The sequence below is a fragment of the Curvibacter sp. AEP1-3 genome, from assembly GCF_002163715.1.
Lineage (GTDB): Bacteria > Pseudomonadota > Gammaproteobacteria > Burkholderiales > Burkholderiaceae_C > Allorhodoferax.
In genome coordinates this window covers 2,442,246-2,458,525 of sequence record NZ_CP015698.1, presented here as the reverse complement: position 1 = coordinate 2,458,525, position 16,280 = coordinate 2,442,246, and the positions used below count along the sequence as shown (strand labels likewise).

Annotated in this window: 20 protein-coding genes; all 20 read left to right on the top strand. The window is 57.0% G+C overall.

Going from position 1 to position 16,280, the window contains the following annotated elements:
* The first annotated feature begins 907 nt into the window (after positions 1 to 907).
* The 20 genes from ltrA (at position 908) to rpmC (ending at position 16,274) form a co-directional block, all read left to right on the top strand.
* Positions 908 to 2,164, top strand: coding sequence for a group II intron reverse transcriptase/maturase (gene ltrA / locus AEP_RS11455; protein ID WP_335583050.1), 1,257 nt, complete (start codon positions 908 to 910; stop codon positions 2,162 to 2,164).
* A gap of 441 nt (positions 2,165 to 2,605) precedes the next feature.
* Complete coding sequence (locus AEP_RS11445) at positions 2,606 to 3,034, top strand: CopD family protein (RefSeq protein ID WP_087495499.1); 429 nt, start codon at positions 2,606 to 2,608, stop codon at positions 3,032 to 3,034.
* A 12-nt stretch (positions 3,035 to 3,046) separates the two neighbouring features.
* Positions 3,047 to 4,141, top strand: coding sequence for a VanZ family protein (locus AEP_RS11440; RefSeq protein ID WP_087495498.1), 1,095 nt, complete (start codon positions 3,047 to 3,049; stop codon positions 4,139 to 4,141).
* Positions 4,142 to 4,150: 9 nt separating this feature from the next.
* Positions 4,151 to 4,501, top strand: a complete 351-nt coding sequence (locus AEP_RS11435) for a (2Fe-2S) ferredoxin domain-containing protein (RefSeq protein WP_087495497.1) — start codon at positions 4,151 to 4,153, stop codon at positions 4,499 to 4,501.
* A 64-nt stretch (positions 4,502 to 4,565) separates the two neighbouring features.
* Complete coding sequence (locus AEP_RS11430) at positions 4,566 to 5,198, top strand: alpha/beta hydrolase (protein ID WP_087495496.1); 633 nt, start codon at positions 4,566 to 4,568, stop codon at positions 5,196 to 5,198.
* Positions 5,199 to 5,260: 62 nt separating this feature from the next.
* Positions 5,261 to 6,445 carry a D-alanyl-D-alanine carboxypeptidase family protein gene (locus AEP_RS11425; RefSeq protein WP_087495495.1) on the top strand — a complete coding sequence of 395 codons (1,185 nt, stop codon included), beginning with the start codon at positions 5,261 to 5,263 and terminating at the stop codon, positions 6,443 to 6,445.
* 113 nt (positions 6,446 to 6,558) lie between these two features.
* Positions 6,559 to 6,936: a 30S ribosomal protein S12 gene (gene rpsL, locus AEP_RS11420; protein WP_011466063.1), complete on the top strand. Its 378-nt coding sequence runs from the start codon at positions 6,559 to 6,561 to the stop codon at positions 6,934 to 6,936.
* A 163-nt stretch (positions 6,937 to 7,099) separates the two neighbouring features.
* Entirely contained in the window at positions 7,100 to 7,573 is a 474-nt protein-coding gene (rpsG, locus tag AEP_RS11415) for a 30S ribosomal protein S7 (protein ID WP_087495494.1), read from the top strand.
* A 146-nt stretch (positions 7,574 to 7,719) separates the two neighbouring features.
* The gene (fusA, locus tag AEP_RS11410; protein ID WP_087497295.1) at positions 7,720 to 9,822 is read left to right on the top strand and encodes an elongation factor G; all 2,103 of its coding nucleotides are present in this window, start codon (positions 7,720 to 7,722) and stop codon (positions 9,820 to 9,822) included.
* 109 nt (positions 9,823 to 9,931) lie between these two features.
* Complete coding sequence (tuf, locus tag AEP_RS11405) at positions 9,932 to 11,122, top strand: elongation factor Tu (protein WP_087495292.1); 1,191 nt, start codon at positions 9,932 to 9,934, stop codon at positions 11,120 to 11,122.
* A 21-nt stretch (positions 11,123 to 11,143) separates the two neighbouring features.
* A complete protein-coding gene (gene rpsJ / locus AEP_RS11400) occupies positions 11,144 to 11,458 on the top strand; it encodes a 30S ribosomal protein S10 (RefSeq protein ID WP_068674876.1) in 315 nt (104 codons plus the stop codon).
* Between the two features lie 198 nt (positions 11,459 to 11,656).
* The gene (gene rplC, locus AEP_RS11395; protein WP_087495493.1) at positions 11,657 to 12,331 is read left to right on the top strand and encodes a 50S ribosomal protein L3; all 675 of its coding nucleotides are present in this window, start codon (positions 11,657 to 11,659) and stop codon (positions 12,329 to 12,331) included.
* Positions 12,331 to 12,951, top strand: a complete 621-nt coding sequence (gene rplD / locus AEP_RS11390; protein ID WP_087495492.1) for a 50S ribosomal protein L4 — start codon at positions 12,331 to 12,333, stop codon at positions 12,949 to 12,951. Before rplC ends, rplD begins: the two co-directional genes overlap by 1 nt.
* Positions 12,948 to 13,274 (top strand): 50S ribosomal protein L23, encoded by a 327-nt coding sequence (rplW, locus tag AEP_RS11385; RefSeq protein ID WP_087495491.1) that lies wholly within the window; start codon positions 12,948 to 12,950, stop codon positions 13,272 to 13,274. The genes rplD and rplW overlap by 4 nt, the downstream gene beginning before the upstream one ends.
* A 2-nt stretch (positions 13,275 to 13,276) precedes the next feature.
* Positions 13,277 to 14,101 carry a 50S ribosomal protein L2 gene (gene rplB, locus AEP_RS11380; RefSeq protein WP_087495490.1) on the top strand — a complete coding sequence of 275 codons (825 nt, stop codon included), beginning with the start codon at positions 13,277 to 13,279 and terminating at the stop codon, positions 14,099 to 14,101.
* Positions 14,102 to 14,112: 11 nt separating this feature from the next.
* Complete coding sequence (gene rpsS, locus AEP_RS11375) at positions 14,113 to 14,391, top strand: 30S ribosomal protein S19 (RefSeq protein ID WP_087495489.1); 279 nt, start codon at positions 14,113 to 14,115, stop codon at positions 14,389 to 14,391.
* Between the two features lie 10 nt (positions 14,392 to 14,401).
* Complete coding sequence (rplV, locus tag AEP_RS11370) at positions 14,402 to 14,731, top strand: 50S ribosomal protein L22 (RefSeq protein ID WP_075585605.1); 330 nt, start codon at positions 14,402 to 14,404, stop codon at positions 14,729 to 14,731.
* A gap of 16 nt (positions 14,732 to 14,747) precedes the next feature.
* Positions 14,748 to 15,629: a 30S ribosomal protein S3 gene (gene rpsC, locus AEP_RS11365; RefSeq protein WP_087495488.1), complete on the top strand. Its 882-nt coding sequence runs from the start codon at positions 14,748 to 14,750 to the stop codon at positions 15,627 to 15,629.
* Positions 15,630 to 15,631: 2 nt separating this feature from the next.
* The gene (rplP, locus tag AEP_RS11360; RefSeq protein WP_087495487.1) at positions 15,632 to 16,048 is read left to right on the top strand and encodes a 50S ribosomal protein L16; all 417 of its coding nucleotides are present in this window, start codon (positions 15,632 to 15,634) and stop codon (positions 16,046 to 16,048) included.
* A 16-nt stretch (positions 16,049 to 16,064) separates the two neighbouring features.
* The gene (rpmC, locus tag AEP_RS11355) at positions 16,065 to 16,274 is read left to right on the top strand and encodes a 50S ribosomal protein L29 (RefSeq protein WP_087495486.1); all 210 of its coding nucleotides are present in this window, start codon (positions 16,065 to 16,067) and stop codon (positions 16,272 to 16,274) included.
* Positions 16,275 to 16,280: the final 6 nt, after the last annotated feature.

The following is a 16,280-nucleotide window of genomic DNA, read 5'->3' as shown; positions in this document are numbered from 1 at the left end:
AGGAGGTGAAAGACCTCTACTCGCCCTGCAAGGGGAAGGGTTAGCCAATGGCAAGGGCTTCGCGGGCGACTGCGAGTCTGAAGGAAGCCGGATGGCAAAGCGCTGGTTCGACGAACAGGAAGCGGATATGAGGCGCCACAGGGGGGTAAGGAGTCCGAAATCTCTGAAGCCCAAAACTTGCACGGAACTCTGTGGCGTAGATCCGACGGACATAAGCGTGAAAGTGGGTGCGTAATACCCGGAGAGATCTGAGTGTGGTGCCCGTAAGGGCTACCGGCCATCGAAAGGTGACGGGAGGCTCGCTCAGAAGTCAGCAGAGGGCATANTTTTTCGGTGCGTCCGGCAGGACGCTCTCACTAGGAGGTGAAAGACCTCTACTCGCCCTGCAAGGGGAAGGGTTAGCCAATGGCAAGGGCTTCGCGGGCGACTGCGAGTCTGAAGGAAGCCGGATGGCAAAGCGCTGGTTCGACGAACAGGAAGCGGATATGAGGCGCCACAGGGGGGTAAGGAGTCCGAAATCTCTGAAGCCCAAAACTTGCACGGAACTCTGTGGCGTAGATCCGACGGACATAAGCGTGAAAGTGGGTGCGTAATACCCGGAGAGATCTGAGTGTGGTGCCCGTAAGGGCTACCGGCCATCGAAAGGTGACGGGAGGCTCGCTCAGAAGTCAGCAGAGGGCATAGTAGGTGCAACCCAAGGTGATGAGCCACAAGAGGCGGCACCGAAGGCCCGAACAAGTGGAAACGAGAGTAGGAACGAAGTCACTCGATGCCAATCGATGAAGCAGAAGCCCTCGCAAGAGGGGCCCACAGCGAAGGAACCGGACGGAATCTGGGGAGTGCGCACGTGGGTGCTGAGGTGGGTACGGCGTACGTCGAGCAACCGAAATCGGAGAGAGACCGGCTCATGAGCCGAGTCGTGGATCGCGACAACATGCAGCTCGCTTACAGCCGAGTCATGAAGAATCGCGGCGCACCCGGCATTGACGGAATGCGCTGTGAAGACCTCAAGACGTGGCTCAAAGTGAACTGGTCGCAAGTAAAGAAGTCGTTACTGGATGGAACCTACCGCCCCCAAGCGGTACGTCGGGTGGACATACCCAAGCCGCAAGGCGGGGTACGCACGCTCGGAGTGCCCACGGTGGTGGACAGGCTGATTCAGCAGGCGCTACATCAGGCGATGCAACCCCTGTTTGAACCTACCTTCTCGCAAAGCAGCTACGGCTTCAGACCGGGGAAAAGTGCGAAGCAGGCGGTAAGCAAAGCGGCAGAGTACATCCGTGGCGGCAAGCGCTGGGTGGTGGACATGGACCTGGAGAAATTCTTCGACCGTGTCAACCACGACGTGCTGATGGCGCGGGTGGCACGCCAGGTACAGGACAAAACCGTCCTGAGCCTGATACGCAGGTTTCTGGAGGCCGGGATGATGGCCAACGGGGTAGAGACACCACGGTACGAGGGTACACCGCAAGGCGGCCCCCTGTCACCACTACTGTCCAACATCCTGTTGACTGATTTAGACCGGGAGCTAGAGGCACGCAAGCTGCTGTTTTGCAGGTATGCGGATGACTGCAACATCTACGTGAGCAGTCAGCGGGCGGGCCAACGCATCATGGAGGGCATAAAGAGGTTTCTTGCAAACCGGCTCAAGCTCACTGTGAACGAGACCAAAAGTGCGGTTGAGCGGCCATGGAAACGCAAGTTTCTGGGATACAGCGTGACAGCACAACGAGCCAGCAAAATCCGAATAGCCAAGGAAAGCACGCAACGCCTGATGCACGCCGTGCGCACATACTGTGCACAGGGACGGGGCAGGCCACTGCCCCAGACCATCGAAAAGCTAAATCCGGTTTTACGGGGATGGATGAACTACTTCAGCCTGACCCAGAGCCACAAGCCCATCGAAGCACTGGATATGTGGGTACGTAGACGGCTACGCGCCCTGATGTGGAGGCAATGGAAAAGGACAAAGACGCGGGAATCCAAAATGCTCGCACTCGGGCTCGATGCCCAGCGGGCATGGAAGTCCAGCGTCAATGGCCATGGTCCATGGTGGAACGCCGGTGCCAAACACCTGCGCCAAGCTCTCCCGACGAAATACTTCACGCAACTCGGGCTGGTCTCGCTGGTGGCAACCCACCAGCACCTCCAGCGTCCTACTTGAACCGCCGTATGCGGAACCGCACGTACGGTGGTGTGAGAGGGCTGAGGGGGTAACCCCTCACCCTACTCGATCACTCGGGCTGGTCTCGCTGGTGGCAACCCACCAGCACCTCCAGCGTCCTACTTGAACCGCCGTATGCGGAACCGCACGTACGGTGGTGTGAGAGGGCTGAGGGGGTAACCCCTCACCCTACTCGATCCTGTACTTTCCCTTTTCTCCTTTTTGCTTGGAGGAGATCGGGCGGGCTGAGCGTTTTGCTCCGTGTCCCCCGGCCTTCGGCCTCCTCCTTGACCTGCGCAAAACGCTCAGCCCGCCCTAGGAATGTTGCGCACGCCAGTGCCTGCGACTGCACCATTTGCCGCCGGGCGGCCCCAAGGCAAATGAGCCCCCTTGGGGGGCAGCGACCCGCGCAGCGGTGGAGCGTGGGGGCTACACTTGCTCATGCTCTGGATCAAAGCCCTCCACATCGTATTTATCGCCAGCTGGTTCGCCGGCTTGTTCTATCTCCCTCGCATTTTTGTGAATCTGGCGATGGTGCCCGCAGGCTCTGATGCCGAGCGGGCGCGCTTGCTGTTGATGGCGCGCAAGCTGCTGCGCTTCACCACCTTGCTGGCAGGGCCGGCCTTGGGCTTGGGTCTGTATCTGTGGTTGGGTTACGGCATTGGTATGGGACCCGGCAGCGGGTGGATGCACGCCAAGCTCATGCTGGTCTTGCTGGTCATCGGTTATCACCATGGGTGCTCCGTGATGCTGCGCAAGTTGGAAGCCGGTATCAGCCAGCGCAGCCATGTGTTTTATCGCTGGTTTAATGAGATTCCGGTGCTCTTGCTCACGGCCATCGTCATCCTTGTGGTGGTGAAGCCTTTCTGACGACGCTTTGCCATGCACAAGTCCACCGCATGGCCTTTGGCTGCCCTGTACGCAGCGCTGGTGGTGTATGCGAGCCTGTTTCCATTTGTGGAATGGCGCGATCAGGGTATTGCCAGCTGGGAGTTTTTGCTGGCGCCTACACCCCGTTACTGGACCGGGTTTGACGTCGCGGTCAACGTGGCCGGGTACGTGCCCTTGGGTGGCCTGGTCGGGCTCGGTGCCTTGCGTTCGGGGTGGCGGCGCTCTTCCGTTTGGTGGGCGCCCGTAGGCGTGGTGCTGCTCTCCCTGTGTATGGAGGGGCTCCAAAGTTATTTGCCGTCGCGGGTGCCCTCGCGGGAGGACTTTCTGTTGAATGCTGCGGGGGCATGGGTGGGTGCGATAGCGGCCTTTGTGCTGCAAAAGGCGGGTGCAATTGATCGCTGGAACCAGTTGCGCAGCCGGTGGTTTGTGCCGCATTCCCGTGGTGGCATCGTGCTCTTGTCGACCTGGCCGGTGGGCTTACTCTTTCCTGCATCGGTGCCCTTGGGGCTGGGTCAAGTGGTGACCCGGCTGGAGGCGCTGCTGCAGTCCTACGTGGAGGATTCGAGTTTCGAGGCGTGGCTGCCGGTGCGTGATACCGAGTTGTTGCCGCTTGCGCCCGGCACAGAGTTGTTGTGCGTGGCCTTGGGTTTGTTGATTCCCTGCCTCTTGGGCTTTTGTGTAGTTCGTCCGGTGTGGCGGCGCATGGTGGTGGTGGGAGTGACCACCGGGTCTGCCATTCTGGTTTCAGCCTTGTCCGCCGCGCTCAGTTGGGGGCCGCTGCATGCCTGGGCGTGGTTGGATGTGCCAGCCCAAATCGGCTTGTTCACCGGGGCTTCGCTGGCGCTGCTGTTTGTCTTCGCCTCCTGGCGGGCCAGTGCCGCATTGGCTTTGCTCTCTCTCGGTGTGTATTTGAGTTTGTTGAACCAGGCGCCGGAGAGTCCGTATTTTGCGCAGACCTTGCTGCTGTGGGAGCAGGGGCGCTTCATCCGCTTCAATGGTTTGGCGCAGTGGGTCGGGTGGCTGTGGCCCTATGTGGCATCGGTTTATCTGCTCGGACAAATTGGCCGCCGGGATGCGAAAAACTAGAACCCCGCCATGACCGACACCACACAAACCACTGCCTCTTACTACGAGCGCCACATCTTCTTCTGCCTCAATGAGCGCAAAAACGGGGAAGACTGCTGTGCACACCACAATGCTCAAGAGGGTTTTGACCGTTGCAAGCAGCTCGTCAAAGAAGCCGGTTTGTCCGGCCCCGGCCAAGTGCGGGTCAACAAGGCGGGTTGTCTGGACCGCTGTGCTGCCGGCCCGGTGGCGGTGGTGTATCCGGAGGCCGTTTGGTATACCTTTGTGGATGCACAAGACATTGAAGAAATCGTTGAGTCGCATCTGAAGAACGGCAAAGTGGTGGAGCGCTTGTTGACGCCCGCCCACCTCGGCCGCTGATTTGAATAAAAAGTGCCGGTAGCGCCCGCCAAATGTGCGCGAGCAGCTACTGAATCCATAGCAAATGAATTCCTCTACACAAAAATTCCGGATCGCGGGTCCGTCCGGCGTGCTGGAAGGGCTCATCGATGAGCCTGTTGATATCCCTGCGCAGGCCTGGCGCGGTACGGCGGTTATTGCCCATCCTCATCCGCTGTTCGGCGGAAGCATGGACAACAAGGTGGTGCAGACGGTGGCGCGCGCCTTTGTGCAGACGGGGTGGCGTGCCGTACGATTTAATTTTCGAGGTGTGGGTGGCAGTGAAGGCTCTTACGACAACGGCACTGGCGAACTGCAAGACATGCTGGCTGTGGTGGCGCACGCCACCCCTGACGGGACGCTGGCGCTGGCGGGATTTTCCTTCGGAGCGTTTGTAACGAGCCACGCGGTGACCGCCATGGCGGGGCGTGACCTTGCCAAGGTTGTGCTGGTGGGCACTGCGGCGAGCCGCTTCGAGGTAGCGCCCGTGGCGCCTGACTTGCACGATTGCACCCTGGTGCTGCACGGCGAGCAGGATGACACCGTACCCTTGGCTGATGTAATGAACTGGGCCCGTCCCCAAAGTCTGCCGGTGACGGTGGTGCCCGGGGGCGGCCACTTCTTTCATGGACAATTGCCCTTGTTGCGCAGCCTGGTGGCGCGTCATCTCCGGGCCTGACTCTGCGGGCCCGACCGCAAGGCTTGCGCCTCTACCTCTTTGATTCCCAACTTGACTGACCTATGAAATTCTTGATTGCCTCCGTTTTGGCGGCCCTGAGCTTTGCCGTTGCCGCACAGGCTCCGCATCCCCCTGAAGTGGCTGCCCGCGCTTATTTGCTGCTGGACGTTACTTCCAACCAAATCCTGGCATCCAAGGACATGGATATGCCGGTGGAGCCCGCCTCGCTCACCAAGTTGATGACGGCTTACCTCGTGTTCGACGCGTTGCGATCCAAAAAAATCGACTTGAAGCAGACATTCCCCGTCAGTGAGCGCGCCTGGAAGATGCCGGGCTCGCGCATGTTCATCGACCCCAAGATGCAGGTGCCCGTCGAAGACCTTATCAAAGGCATGATCGTGCAAAGCGGTAATGACGCCACGATGGCTCTGGCCGAAGGCGTGGGTGGATCGTTGGAGCGCTTCGTTCAGATGATGAATGACCAAGCGAAGGTGCTGGGCATGAAGAACACCGGCTACCGGAACCCGGAGGGTTTGACAGAGGCTGGCCACATCACGACTGCCCGTGACCTCAGCATCCTGGCCACTCGACTGATGAGCGACTTCCCGGACTACGTGGGTTACTACGCGATCAAGAAATACCGCTATCCCGGTACACCTGCTGCCAATGACAGCAACCGTAACCTTTTGTTGTTTCGCGATCCCACGGTCGACGGTCTGAAGACGGGCCACACGGATGCCGCCGGCTATTGCCTGGTGGCCACCGCCAAACGTGACTTCCCTGCGCTGGCAACGGCGGGCGCACCTGCAGGTACTCCGGCCGCCACTGGAAGCCGTCGTCTCCTGTCCATCGTGCTGGGAACCGAGAGTGAAAATGCCCGCGCCAACGAATCCCAGAAGCTCTTGAACTGGGGTTACACCGCTTTTGAAGCGGTAAAGCTGTATGACGCCGGCGCTGCCGTTGTCACCCCCAAGGTCTGGAAAGGTGCCAGTTCCGAAGTCAAGGCCGGACGTGCGCAGGGTGTGATCGTGGCAGTGCCTGCAGGTACCGCCGCACAACTCAAGACCGAAGTCGTCCGCAATGAGCCTATCGTGGCGCCTGTGGCCAAGGGTCAGGTGCTCGGTACTTTGAAGGTGCGTGCCGGCGACCAAGTGGTGGCTGAAGTGCCGCTTTTGGCGCTCGACGGTGTGGAGCAGGCAGGGATCATCGGTCGTGCCTGGGACGCTTTGCGCCTCTGGATCCGCTGATTGCCGCAAGCAGTTTGCGTGAAAACCCTTGATCTGCTACATTAGAAGGCTTTTCGGAAATTCCGAAGGGATTCACGTTTTCGTAATATTCAAACGTTTAGGGACGTTTTTCAATGCCAACCATTAACCAACTCGTGCGTCAAGGCCGTGAGGTCGAGACCATCAAGTCGAAGAGCCCTGCCATGCAGAACTCTCCGCAGCGTCGCGGTGTATGCACTCGCGTGTACACAACGACTCCTAAAAAGCCTAACTCCGCTCTGCGTAAAGTTGCCAAAGTGCGCTTGACCAACGGTTTTGAGGTGATCTCTTACATCGGCGGTGAAGGCCACAACCTGCAGGAACACAGCGTGGTGCTGGTTCGCGGCGGTCGTGTCAAGGACTTGCCCGGTGTGCGTTACCACATCGTTCGCGGTTCTTTGGACTTGCAAGGCGTGAAAGACCGCAAGCAGTCCCGTTCCAAGTACGGTGCTAAGAAGCCAAAGGCTAAATAAGCTCTGTAGGTTCGAATTTTTCGGTGCTGTTCCCCGCGTGGCGCGGAGATACAGCGAAGTGACCCGAAGCCCGGAATTGTCCGTGTGGGTCGAGTAAGTGGGAGTTTTGAATAACTCTCGCGGTGTCTGAAAAGATACCAACTGAAGCAATATGAGGTGAAATATGCCACGTCGTCGCGAAGTCCCTAAACGTGAAATCCTGCCGGATCCCAAGTTCGGCAACGTCGAGCTGTCCAAATTCATGAACGTGATCATGGAAGGCGGCAAAAAAGCAGTTGCAGAGCGCATCATTTACGGCGCACTCGAGCTGATCGCCAAAAAGCACCCCGATAAGGATGCTCTGGAAGCGTTTACCGTTGCAATCAACAACGTCAAGCCCATGGTGGAAGTGAAATCCCGCCGCGTGGGTGGTGCCAACTACCAAGTGCCTGTTGAAGTGCGTCCCGTCCGTCGCTTGGCTTTGTCCATGCGCTGGATCAAGGAAGCCGCTCGCAAGCGTGGTGAAAAGTCCATGGCTCAGCGCCTGGCCAACGAAATGTTGGAAGCCACTGAAGGCCGTGGCGGCGCCATGAAGAAGCGTGACGAAGTGCACCGTATGGCTGAAGCCAACAAGGCCTTCTCTCACTTCCGTTTCTAAGCAACGGAAATCGCGGCTTTTAGAGCTTGGCAGGTCCGGGCAGCGCAATGGCGCTGTCATGTGGGCTGGCCATACTCTGAAAGTCGTTTGTCTTGCTGCATTGTGCGGCAGACCCTCTCAAGAATTTGATCAACCAAGGATCCATCATGGCTCGCACTACCCCCATTGAGCGCTACCGCAATATCGGTATTTCTGCGCACATTGACGCCGGCAAAACCACCACGACCGAGCGTATTCTTTTCTACACCGGCGTGAACCACAAAATCGGCGAAGTGCACGATGGCGCGGCCACGATGGACTGGATGGAGCAAGAGCAAGAGCGTGGTATCACCATTACCTCCGCGGCTACAACTTGCTTCTGGAAGGGCATGGACTCTTCTTTCGCTGAGCACCGCATCAACATCATTGACACCCCCGGACACGTGGACTTCACGATTGAAGTGGAGCGTTCCATGCGCGTGCTGGACGGCGCCTGCATGGTTTACTGCGCAGTGGGTGGCGTGCAGCCCCAGTCTGAAACCGTTTGGCGTCAGGCTAACAAGTACAAAGTGCCACGTTTGGCCTTCGTGAACAAGATGGACCGTACCGGTGCCAACTTCTTCAAGGTCGTGGACCAGATGAAGCTGCGCTTGAAGGCCAGCCCTGTGCCTATCGTGATCCCAATCGGTGCCGAAGAAAACTTCACCGGTGTGGTTGATCTGCGCAAGATGAAAGCCATCATCTGGGACGAAGCTTCCCAGGGTATGAAGTTCACCTTTGAAGAGATCCCCGCAGAACTCGTGGAAACCGCCAAAGAGTGGCGCGAAAAGATGGTCGAAGCGGCTGCTGAAGCCTCTGAAGACCTGATGAACAAGTACCTGGAAGAAGGTGAACTGTCCGAAGAGGAAATCACTGCCGGTCTGCGCGCACGCACCATTGCTGGTGAAATCCAGCCCATGTTGTGCGGTACTGCGTTCAAGAACAAGGGTGTGCAGCGCATGTTGGACGCCGTGATTGAACTGATGCCTTCTCCTCTGGACGTGAAGGCCATCAAGGGCTTTGACGAAGACGAAAAAGAAGTCACCCGCAAGGCTGACGACAACGAAAAGTTTGCTGCTTTGGCGTTCAAGCTGATGACCGACCCGTTTGTGGGTCAGTTGACTTTCGTTCGCGTTTACTCCGGCGTGCTGAAAAAAGGCGACACCGTTTACAACGCTGTGCGCGGCAAGAAAGAACGTATCGGCCGAATCGTGCAAATGCACGCGAACAACCGCGAAGAAGTGGATGAAATCCGCGCCGGTGACATCGCTGCATGTGTGGGCTTGAAGGATGTGACCACAGGTGAAACCTTGTGCGACCCTGCAGCCGTGATCACTCTGGAGCGCATGGTGTTCCCTGACTCTGTGATCCGTCAAGCCGTCGAGCCGAAGACCAAGGCTGACCAGGAAAAAATGGGTATCGCTTTGAGCCGTCTGGCTGCAGAAGATCCATCTTTCCGCGTGCAGACAGACGAAGAATCCGGCCAGACCATCATTGGTGGTCAGGGCGAATTGCACTTGGAAATTATTGTTGACCGCATGAAGCGCGAATTCGGCGTGGAAGCTAACGTGGGCAAGCCCCAGGTGGCTTACCGCGAAACCATTCGCAAGAGCGTGTCCGATGTCGAAGGTAAGTTCGTTCGTCAATCCGGTGGTAAGGGTCAATACGGTCACGTCGTGTTTACCGTTGAGCCGAACGAAGCCGGCAAGGGCTTTGAATTCGTCGACGCGATCAAGGGTGGTGTGGTTCCCCGTGAATACATCCCTGCAGTGGAAAAGGGCGTGATTGAAGCCCTGACCCAAGGCGTGATGGCGGGCTATCCCGTGGTGGATGTCAAGGTGACTTTGACCTTCGGTTCGTACCACGACGTGGACTCCAACGAAAACGCGTTCAAGATGGCCGCTATCTTCGGTTTCAAGGAAGGTTGCCGCAAGGCCAACCCCGTGATTCTGGAGCCCATGATGGCTGTGGAGGTGGAAACACCTGAAGACTACGCCGGCAACGTGATGGGCGATTTGTCCTCACGCCGCGGTATGGTGCAAGGTATGGACGACATGGTTGGCGGTGGCAAAGCAATCAAGGCTGAAGTTCCATTGTCCGAAATGTTCGGCTACTCCACATCGCTGCGTTCGATGTCGCAAGGTCGTGCAACCTACACGATGGAATTCAAACACTACGCGGAAGCCCCACGTAACGTGTCTGAAGCCATCATGGCAGCGCGCGCGAAGTAATTTTTGTTGTCTGCGACGGTGTGCCGCCCTGTTCCCGTGCGGGGCGAATCAGCAACATCGTGCAGACGTAAAACCAACACACGGGATTAGCTCTTTGGAGAATTGAAACATGGCAAAAGAAAAATTCACCCGTACCAAGCCCCACGTGAACGTGGGCACGATTGGTCACGTGGACCACGGCAAGACAACCCTGACAGCTGCTATCACCACCGTGTTGGCTGCAAAGTTCGGCGGATCTGCCAAGGCCTACGACCAGATCGACGCTGCTCCTGAAGAAAAAGCACGCGGTATTACCATCAACACCGCTCACGTCGAATACGAAACCGCTAACCGCCACTACGCTCACGTGGACTGCCCCGGCCACGCTGACTATGTGAAGAACATGATCACTGGTGCTGCCCAAATGGACGGCGCTATTCTGGTTTGTTCTGCTGCTGACGGCCCCATGCCCCAGACTCGCGAGCACATCCTGTTGGCTCGCCAGGTGGGCGTTCCTTACATCATCGTGTTCCTGAACAAGTGCGACATGGTTGATGACGAAGAATTGCTCGAACTGGTGGAAATGGAAGTTCGCGAACTCCTGTCCAAGTACGAATTCCCTGGCGACGACACCCCCATCGTGCGTGGTTCCGCCAAGTTGGCCATGGAAGGCGACAAGGGCGCCCTGGGCGAAGAAGCCATCATGAAGCTGGCTGACGCACTGGACACCTACATCCCCACCCCTGAGCGTGCAGTGGACGGCGCATTCCTGATGCCCGTGGAAGACGTGTTCTCCATCTCCGGTCGTGGTACCGTGGTGACAGGTCGCGTTGAGCGCGGTATCGTCAAGGTCGGCGAAGAAATCGAAATCGTCGGTATCAAAGACACCCAGAAGACCACCTGCACAGGCGTGGAAATGTTCCGCAAGCTGTTGGACCAAGGTCAAGCTGGCGACAACGTCGGTATCCTGTTGCGCGGCACCAAGCGTGAAGACGTCGAGCGCGGCCAAGTGCTGTGCAAGCCCGGCTCCATCAAGCCCCACACCCACTTCACCGGCGAAATCTACGTTCTGTCCAAGGACGAAGGCGGCCGTCACACTCCTTTCTTCAACAACTACCGTCCCCAGTTCTACTTCCGTACCACGGACGTGACCGGTGCGATCGAGTTGCCTGAAGGCAAAGAAATGGTGATGCCTGGCGACAACGTGTCCATCACTGTGAAATTGATCAACCCCATCGCCATGGAAGAAGGCCTGCGTTTCGCTATTCGCGAAGGCGGTCGTACCGTGGGCGCCGGCGTGGTTGCCAAAATCATCGCGTAATTCGCATATTAAGGAATTACGATGGCCGCCAAGCAAAAAATCCGCATTCGCCTGAAGGCGTTTGACTACAAGCTGATCGATCAATCGGCAGCTGAAATTGTTGACACTGCTAAGCGCACCGGCGCGATTGTCAAAGGTCCCGTGCCTTTGCCAACACGCATGAAGCGCTTCGACATTCTGCGTTCACCTCACGTGAACAAGGCAAGTCGTGACCAGTTTGAAATCCGCACCCACCAGCGTTTGATGGACATCGTGGATCCAACGGATAAAACCGTGGATGCTTTGATGAAGCTCGACCTGCCTGCTGGCGTGGACGTGGAAATCAAACTGCAATAAGCAGACCAGCCCGGCGTGAAAATGCCGGGCCATTAACGTGAGTGGGTTGGGGCTTGCACAAAATGCGAGCGCCGGCTATACTCGCTGGCCTCTGCTCAGAGGCCGATGGCTTGGGGGTAGAGTTTTATTAACAGTCTTTCATCATCAAAACACAGCAGCCAATTGAAGTTGCTGTGGGTGGAAGTTACGGAGAAAACAATGAGTCTTAGCAATCACTTAGGGTTGCTGGGTCGCAAAGTTGGCATGATGCGTCTATTCACGGACGACGGGGACGCAGTTCCCGTTACCGTGGTGGATGTGTCCAACAACCGTGTGACACAGGTGAAAACCCAAGAGAACGACGGCTATGTGGCCTTGCAGGTCACATTCGGTGCGCGCAAAGCTTCGCGTATCACCAAGCCTGTTGCTGGCCACTTGGCCAAAGCTGGTGTTGAAGCCGGCGAAATCATCCAAGAATTCCGCGTGACTGCCGAATCCGCTGCGAAATACGCAACAGGCGCAACTGTGCCTGTGACCGACGTGTTTTCAGTGGGGCAGAAAGTGGACGTGCAGGGTACTTCGATTGGTAAAGGCTACGCCGGCACCATCAAGCGCCACAACATGTCTTCCCAGCGCGCATCCCACGGTAACAGCCGCTCGCACAATGTGCCCGGCTCTATCGGTATGGCTCAGGATCCAGGTCGCGTTTTCCCCGGAAAGCGCATGACTGGTCACTTGGGCGATGCCACCGTGACGACTCAAAACCTGGACGTTATCCGTGTCGACGAAGCTCGCCAACTCCTGTTGATCAAGGGTGCTATCCCTGGATCCAAGGGTGGCTTCGTGACCGTTCGTCCAGCTGTCAAAGCCAAAGCCTCTAAAGGAGCGAACTGATGCAAGTCGAACTCCTGAATGAACAAGGTCAGGCAACTTCCAAGTACGATGCTCCTGAAGCCGTATTCGGTCGTGATTACAACGAAGATCTGGTGCACCAAGTGGTTGTGGCCTTCCAGGCTAACGCCCGTCAAGGTACACGTGCTCAAAAAGACCGTGAACAGGTCAAGCACAGCACCAAGAAGCCTTTCAAGCAAAAGGGAACCGGTCGCGCTCGCGCTGGTATGACCTCCTCGCCACTGTGGCGCGGCGGCGGTCGTATTTTCCCGAACATGCCTGATGAAAACTTCGGCCAGAAGATCAACAAGAAGATGTACCGCGCAGGCATGGCATCCATCTTGTCTCAGCTGGTGCGCGAAGGCCGTTTGGCCGTGGTGGATTCCCTGAAAGTGGAGTCTCCCAAGACCAAGGCTTTGGCTGCAAAGTTCAAGGCAATGAATCTGGAATCCGTGTTGGTGATCGCTGATGAGGTTGACGAAAACCTGTATCTGGCATCCCGTAACCTGGTGAATGTTCTGGTGGTTGAGCCCCGTTATGCTGACCCCCTGTCTTTGGTCCACTACCGCAAGGTGTTGGTGACTAAGGCTGCCATGGACACACTCAAGGAGATGTTTGCATGAGCCACGGTCCCAATCTGACCAAATTCGACGAAGGTCGTTTGATGCAAGTGCTCGTCGCCCCCATCGTGTCCGAAAAGGCCACCATGGTTGCCGAAAAGAGCAATGCTGTGACTTTCAAGGTGCTGCAAGACGCTACCAAGTATGAAATCAAGGCCGCAGTGGAATTGATGTTCAAGGTCGAGGTAAAAGGCGTTTCTGTGGTGAACACCAAGGGCAAGACCAAGCGTTTCGGTAAGTCTGTTGGCCGTCGCGACAATGTTCGCAAAGCCTACGTGACCCTGAAGCCCGGTCAAGAGCTGAACCTCGGCGGGGAGGCTGCGTAATCATGGCTGTCATTAAAATGAAACCAACTTCCCCAGGCCGTCGTGGCGTGGTGAAGATTTCGCGTGACCACCTGTACAAGGGTGCGCCTCATGCAGCTTTGTTGGAACCCCAGTTCCAGCAAGCTGGCCGTAACAACAACGGCCACATCACTACCCGTCACAAGGGTGGTGGTCACAAGCATCACTACCGCGTAGTGGATTTTGTCCGTAACAAGGATGGCATCCCCGCGAAAGTGGAACGCATTGAGTACGATCCAAACCGCTCTGCACACATCGCATTGGTGTGCTACGCAGACGGCGAACGCAAGTACATCATCGCCCCACGTGGCTTGGAAGTAGGCGCAACCATTCAAAACGGTTCCGAAGCTCCCATCCGCGTTGGCAACACATTGCCTATCCGCAACATTCCAGTGGGTTCCATCATCCATTGCGTAGAGTTGCAAGTGGGCAAGGGTGCTCAGATCATCCGCTCTGCCGGTACTTCCGCCACACTGTTGGCTCGTGAAGGCACATACGCCCAGGTGCGTGTGCGTTCCGGTGAAGTCCGCAAGATCCACATCGACTGCCGCGCGACCATCGGTCAAGTGGCCAACGAAGAGCACAGCCTGCGCCAGTTGGGCAAGGCCGGTGTGAAGCGTTGGATGGGTATTCGCCCAACCGTCCGTGGTGTGGTGATGAACCCTGTTGACCACCCACACGGTGGTGGTGAAGGCAAGACCGGTGAAGGCCGTCATGCAGTCGATCCTTGGGGTAATCTGACCAAGGGCTACCGTACCCGTAACAACAAGCGCACGCAGGTCATGATCGTGTCGCGTCGCAAGAAGTAAGGGGTAGGTAAATGACTCGTTCACTGAAAAAAGGTCCTTTCGTCGACCATCACCTGATTGCCAAGACCGAAAAGGCCGTGGCAACCAAGGACAAGAAGCCGATTAAGACTTGGTCCCGTCGCTCCATGATCCTGCCCGAATTCATCGGCTTGACCATCGCCGTTCACAACGGCAAGCAGCACGTGCCTGTCTATATCACCGATCAAATGGTTGGCCACAAGTTGGGTGAGTTCGCGCTCACACGTACTTTCAAGGGTCACCCTGCGGACAAAAAAGTCCAGAAGAAATAAGGAGGTGACCATGGAAACTCGTGCAACCCTTCGTGGCGTCCGTTTGTCTGTTGACAAGGGTCGTCTGGTCGCGGACCTGATCCGTGGCAAGAAAGTTGATCAAGCTCTGAACATCTTGCAATTCACACAGAAAAAAGCTGCTGTGATTATCAAGAAGGTTCTGGAGTCCGCTATTGCCAATGCTGAACACAACGACGGCGCTGACATCGACGAATTGAAGGTGAAAACCATCTACGTTGAGCAAGGTGCTTCTTTGCGTCGCTTCACAGCCCGTGCAAAGGGCCGTGGCAATCAAATCCGCAAGCCCACGTGCCATGTGTACGTGACGGTTGGAAACTGAAAGAGGCCAGGAAGATATGGGACAAAAAATCCACCCAACCGGCTTTCGTTTGGCGATCAGCCGTAACTGGTCTTCTCGCTGGTACGCAAGCAACCGTGATTTCGCCGGCATGTTGTCGGAAGACATCAAGGTTCGTGAATACCTGAAGGCCAAGCTCAAGAACGCCTCTGTGTCTCGCATCCTGATCGAGCGTCCTGCCAAGAACGCACGTATCACCATTTTCTCGGCGCGTCCGGGCGTGGTGATCGGCAAGAAGGGTGAAGACATCGAAAACTTGAAGCGTGACCTGGGCAAGCAATTGGGCGTGCCAGTGGCAGTGAACATCGAAGAAGTGCGCAAGCCTGAAATCGATGCAAAGCTGATTGCTGACAGCATCACCCAACAGCTCGAAAAGCGCATCATGTTCCGTCGCGCCATGAAGCGTGCCATGCAAAACGCTATGCGTTTGGGCGCTCTTGGCATCAAGATCATGTCGTCTGGCCGTTTGAACGGTATCGAAATTGCACGTACCGAGTGGTACCGTGAAGGCCGCGTGCCTTTGCACACACTGCGTGCTGATATCGACTACGGTACTTCTGAAGCCAAGACAACATACGGCATCATTGGCGTGAAGGTTTGGGTCTACAAGGGTGATACCTTGGGACGCAACGATCTGCCAGCAGCCGTTGAGCCTCGCGCTGAAGAAGAGCGTCGTCCACGCGGTCCCCGCCGTGACGATCGTGGTGCACGCCCAGGCGCTGCTCCTCGTGGTGCACGTCGTCCCGCAGGTGGCAATGCCGCTCCTGCTGACGGCAGCGACAAACCCGCTGAAGCACTCGGTGCTGACGCTAAACCCGCCGTTAAGCGCGTTCGCAAAGTCGCCGCGCCAGCTGCAGCAGCTGACGGTAAAGGAGAATAATCATGTTGCAACCCGCTCGCCGGAAATACCGCAAAGAGCAAAAGGGCCGTAACACCGGTATCGCAACCCGCGGAAGCTCGGTTGCCTTCGGTGACTTCGGTCTGAAATGTACTGACCGCGGCCGTCTGACGGCTCGCCAGATCGAAGCTGCACGCCGTGCAATTTCCCGTCACGTGAAGCGTGGCGGCCGTATCTGGATCCGCGTGTTCCCTGACAAGCCGATTTCCCAGAAGCCTGCTGAAGTGCGTATGGGTAACGGTAAAGGTAACCCAGAGTACTACGTGGCTGAAATTCAGCCTGGCAAGATCGTTTTCGAGATCGTCGGCGTGCCCGAAGAACTCGCTCGCGAAGCTTTCCGTTTGGCCGCTGCGAAGCTGCCACTGCGTACTACATTTGTCAGCCGCATGATCGGCCAGTAATTCAGGAGATATCGAAATGACGAAAGCTGCTGAACTGCGCCAAAAAGACGTTGCTGGCCTGCAAAACGAAGTCAAAGAGCTGCAAAAAGCCCACTTTGGCCTGCGTATGCAAAAAGCCACGCAACAGATCAACAATACCGCTTCGGTGCGCATTGCGCGCCGTGACATTGCTCGCGCCAAGACTATTCTTGTCGAGAAGCAAAGCGCTGAAAAATCCGCCAAATAAGGAGCG

Bases quoted from the DNA above. Each gene is read 5' to 3' on its own strand.
- ltrA (WP_335583050.1), top strand. From the start codon at position 908: ATGAGCCGAGTCGTGGATCGCGACAACATGCAGCTCGCTTACAGCCGA.
- AEP_RS11445 (WP_087495499.1), top strand. From the start codon at position 2,606: ATGCTCTGGATCAAAGCCCTCCACATCGTATTTATCGCCAGCTGGTTC.
- AEP_RS11440 (WP_087495498.1), top strand. From the start codon at position 3,047: ATGCACAAGTCCACCGCATGGCCTTTGGCTGCCCTGTACGCAGCGCTG.
- AEP_RS11435 (WP_087495497.1), top strand. From the start codon at position 4,151: ATGACCGACACCACACAAACCACTGCCTCTTACTACGAGCGCCACATC.
- AEP_RS11430 (WP_087495496.1), top strand. From the start codon at position 4,566: ATGAATTCCTCTACACAAAAATTCCGGATCGCGGGTCCGTCCGGCGTG.
- AEP_RS11425 (WP_087495495.1), top strand. From the start codon at position 5,261: ATGAAATTCTTGATTGCCTCCGTTTTGGCGGCCCTGAGCTTTGCCGTT.
- rpsL (WP_011466063.1), top strand. From the start codon at position 6,559: ATGCCAACCATTAACCAACTCGTGCGTCAAGGCCGTGAGGTCGAGACC.
- rpsG (WP_087495494.1), top strand. From the start codon at position 7,100: ATGCCACGTCGTCGCGAAGTCCCTAAACGTGAAATCCTGCCGGATCCC.
- fusA (WP_087497295.1), top strand. From the start codon at position 7,720: ATGGCTCGCACTACCCCCATTGAGCGCTACCGCAATATCGGTATTTCT.
- tuf (WP_087495292.1), top strand. From the start codon at position 9,932: ATGGCAAAAGAAAAATTCACCCGTACCAAGCCCCACGTGAACGTGGGC.
- rpsJ (WP_068674876.1), top strand. From the start codon at position 11,144: ATGGCCGCCAAGCAAAAAATCCGCATTCGCCTGAAGGCGTTTGACTAC.
- rplC (WP_087495493.1), top strand. From the start codon at position 11,657: ATGAGTCTTAGCAATCACTTAGGGTTGCTGGGTCGCAAAGTTGGCATG.
- rplD (WP_087495492.1), top strand. From the start codon at position 12,331: ATGCAAGTCGAACTCCTGAATGAACAAGGTCAGGCAACTTCCAAGTAC.
- rplW (WP_087495491.1), top strand. From the start codon at position 12,948: ATGAGCCACGGTCCCAATCTGACCAAATTCGACGAAGGTCGTTTGATG.
- rplB (WP_087495490.1), top strand. From the start codon at position 13,277: ATGGCTGTCATTAAAATGAAACCAACTTCCCCAGGCCGTCGTGGCGTG.
- rpsS (WP_087495489.1), top strand. From the start codon at position 14,113: ATGACTCGTTCACTGAAAAAAGGTCCTTTCGTCGACCATCACCTGATT.
- rplV (WP_075585605.1), top strand. From the start codon at position 14,402: ATGGAAACTCGTGCAACCCTTCGTGGCGTCCGTTTGTCTGTTGACAAG.
- rpsC (WP_087495488.1), top strand. From the start codon at position 14,748: ATGGGACAAAAAATCCACCCAACCGGCTTTCGTTTGGCGATCAGCCGT.
- rplP (WP_087495487.1), top strand. From the start codon at position 15,632: ATGTTGCAACCCGCTCGCCGGAAATACCGCAAAGAGCAAAAGGGCCGT.
- rpmC (WP_087495486.1), top strand. From the start codon at position 16,065: ATGACGAAAGCTGCTGAACTGCGCCAAAAAGACGTTGCTGGCCTGCAA.